Annotated in this window: 2 protein-coding genes; one reads left to right on the top strand and one right to left on the bottom strand. The window is 69.9% G+C overall.

The window, feature by feature from the left end; translation table 11 throughout:
* Positions 1-34 precede the first annotated feature (34 nt).
* Positions 35-1,078, top strand: a complete 1,044-nt coding sequence (locus D7V93_RS41820; RefSeq protein ID WP_120648537.1) for an SDR family NAD(P)-dependent oxidoreductase — start codon at positions 35-37, stop codon at positions 1,076-1,078.
* A gap of 30 nt (positions 1,079-1,108) precedes the next feature.
* Here the strand turns inward: D7V93_RS41820 and D7V93_RS41815 are convergent, their stop codons facing one another.
* A complete protein-coding gene (locus D7V93_RS41815; protein WP_120648536.1) occupies positions 1,109-2,218 on the bottom strand; it encodes an MJ1255/VC2487 family glycosyltransferase in 1,110 nt (369 codons plus the stop codon).
* Positions 2,219-2,410: the final 192 nt, after the last annotated feature.

The following is a 2,410-nucleotide window of genomic DNA, read 5'->3' as shown; positions in this document are numbered from 1 at the left end:
GCCCCCTCCTCCCCTTCCCTTCTGGAGTCGCACCATGGCTGACCGACGTCACACCGAGCGAAAGGGCCTCTCCCTGGGCACGCTGGCCGCGGGCATGGGGGCCGCGGCCCTGGGCGTGCGGCGCATGCTCAAGCCCCGCTTCAGCTTCAAGGACCGCACGGTGGTCATCACCGGCGGCTCGCGGGGGCTGGGGCTGGTGATGGCGCGCCTGCTCCTGGAGGAGGGCGCACAGGTGGCCATCTGCGGCCGCGACGGCGAATCGCTCGAGCGGGCCCGCGTGGAGCTGGAGCGCGGCGGGGGCGAGGTGCTGGCCCTCCGCTGCGACGTGCGCGACCAGGTGCAGGTGGAGGCGATGGTGAGCGCGGTGCACGGGCGCTGGGGCGCGGTGGACGTGCTCATCAACAACGCGGGCATCATCGTGGTGGGCCCCCTGGAGTCCATGACGCTGGAGGACTTCGAGGAGGCCATCGACGTGCACCTGTGGGGGCCGCTGTACACGACGCTCGCGGTGGTGCCGGAGATGAAGCGGCGCGGCGCGGGCCGCATCGTCAACATCTCCTCCATTGGCGGCAAGGTGAGCGTGCCGCACCTGGTGCCGTACTCCGCCAGCAAGTTCGCGCTGGTGGGCCTGTCGGACGGGCTGCGCACGGAGCTTGCGCAGGACGGCATCCGCGTGACGACGGCGTGCCCGGGCCTGATGCGCACGGGCAGCCCGCGCAACGCATCCTTCAAGGGCAACCACGAGAAGGAGTACGCGTGGTTCCACATCAGCGATTCGACGATGGGCCTGTCGATGAGCGCCGAGCGCGCGGCGCGCAAGATCCTGGAGGCGTGCCGGCGCGGGGACGCGGAGGCCCTGGTGGGCCTGCCCTCGAAGCTCGCCGCCGCGGGGCGGGCCCTGGCGCCCAACCTCACCGCGCTCGTGCTGGAGTCCGTCAACCGCCTGCTGCCCCAGGACAGCGACACGGACCGCTACCAGGGCAGCGAGAGCGAGACGCCCCTCACGCGCTCGTGGCTCACGGAGATGAGCCGCCGCGCGGCGGAGCGCAACAACGAGAACGAGGTGTCCCTGCACTGAGGTGAAGGCCGGGACACCCCGCGCGCGCTGCTACGCCTTGCCGTCCATCTCCGCGAGCTCCATGCGCCAGTGGCCCCGGTGCTCGTAGGCCTGAGCGAGCTGGTCGTCGAGGGCGGCGAGCATCTTCACGTTCCCGTCCTGCTCGTAGCCCTTCAGGGCCTCCGCGCAGGCGGGCACGCGCTTGAGGAACGTCTTGAGCGCGTCCAGGCTCAACTCCTTCACATACATGCCGTACCCCAGCTTCTCCAGGTACAGGGCATTGAGGACCTGCTCGAACTGGCCACCCACGGGGATGCTCAACAACGGCTTGTGCAGGTAGACGGCCTCGCTCATCAGCGTGAAGCCGCCGCCGGCCACCACCGCGCGCGCGGTGCGCAGGTCGTCGATGAAGCCCGCCTCGCTGAAGGGCCGGTACGTGAGGTTGCCATCCACCACGTCCTCCTTGATGTCGCGGCGCATGCCGTAGACGCGGCACGGGACGCCGGACTGCTTCAGGATCTCCGGCAGGTGCGTGTTCGTCGTCGCCGTCTGGTAGACGAGCAGGTGCTCCCCCGGCTCCGACTTCGCCGCGATGATCTCCGGCCGGAGGATGGACGGGGCCAGCGTGGTGCGGCGCTTGCGCAGGGGCGGGTAGAAGAACGTCGTCGCCAGGTAGTGGAAGGCCCCGGGCAGCTTCGCCTTCACGATGGCGCGCGAGGCCTCGAAGCTCTCCTCGTGGCCGGCCAGCATGGACGGCTCGTGCTGGCAGCGGTTGATGACCTGCATGTTGTCCACGCTGATGACGGGCAGCCGGTGGTTCTTCGCGAACAGGTAGCTGAACGTCTCGAAGTCGCTCACCACCACGTCCGGCTTGAAGCCCTCCACCAGGTCGAAGTACTGGCGCACGTTCTGCGGCCAGCCCTTCACGGCGCCCTGCAGGTTCTGCAGCACCGTCTGCCACTTCTTCACCGAGTTCCCCTCGTACGCGATGGTCAGGCCCCAGATGCCATGCACGTTCTGGAAGCGCTGGGACAGGTAGCTCTGCGCCCGCCCTGACACCACGATGTGGACCTCGTGCTCCTTCGTCAGCGCCTCGAGCAGCACGCGCGAACGCGTGGCATGGCCCATTCCCTCGCCGACGACCCCGTACAGGATTCGCATGGTCCGGAAGCATACGCTGCGGACGCCCTCCACCGCCCCGTCCGGCCCGCGTCGGTGCTACGCCTCGCGTCCATGTCCTCCCTCCCCTCCTCCCGGGGTGCCGCCCTGCTGCGCGCCGCGTCGCTCGGCCTGGTCGCCGGCCTGCTCCTGGGCGGGCTGGCCCTGCTGGCCCTGGGCGTGAAGGGCGTCTTC

The sequence above is a fragment of the Corallococcus llansteffanensis genome, from assembly GCF_003612055.1.
Classification (GTDB): Bacteria; Myxococcota; Myxococcia; order Myxococcales; family Myxococcaceae; genus Corallococcus; species Corallococcus llansteffanensis.
The sequence above is the reverse complement of the archived record's forward strand: the minus strand, read 5'-3'. Positions and strand labels throughout refer to the sequence as shown.

Bases quoted from the DNA above. Each gene is read 5' to 3' on its own strand.
- D7V93_RS41820 (WP_120648537.1), top strand. From the start codon at position 35: ATGGCTGACCGACGTCACACCGAGCGAAAGGGCCTCTCCCTGGGCACG.
- D7V93_RS41815 (WP_120648536.1), bottom strand. From the start codon at position 2,218: ATGCGAATCCTGTACGGGGTCGTCGGCGAGGGAATGGGCCATGCCACG.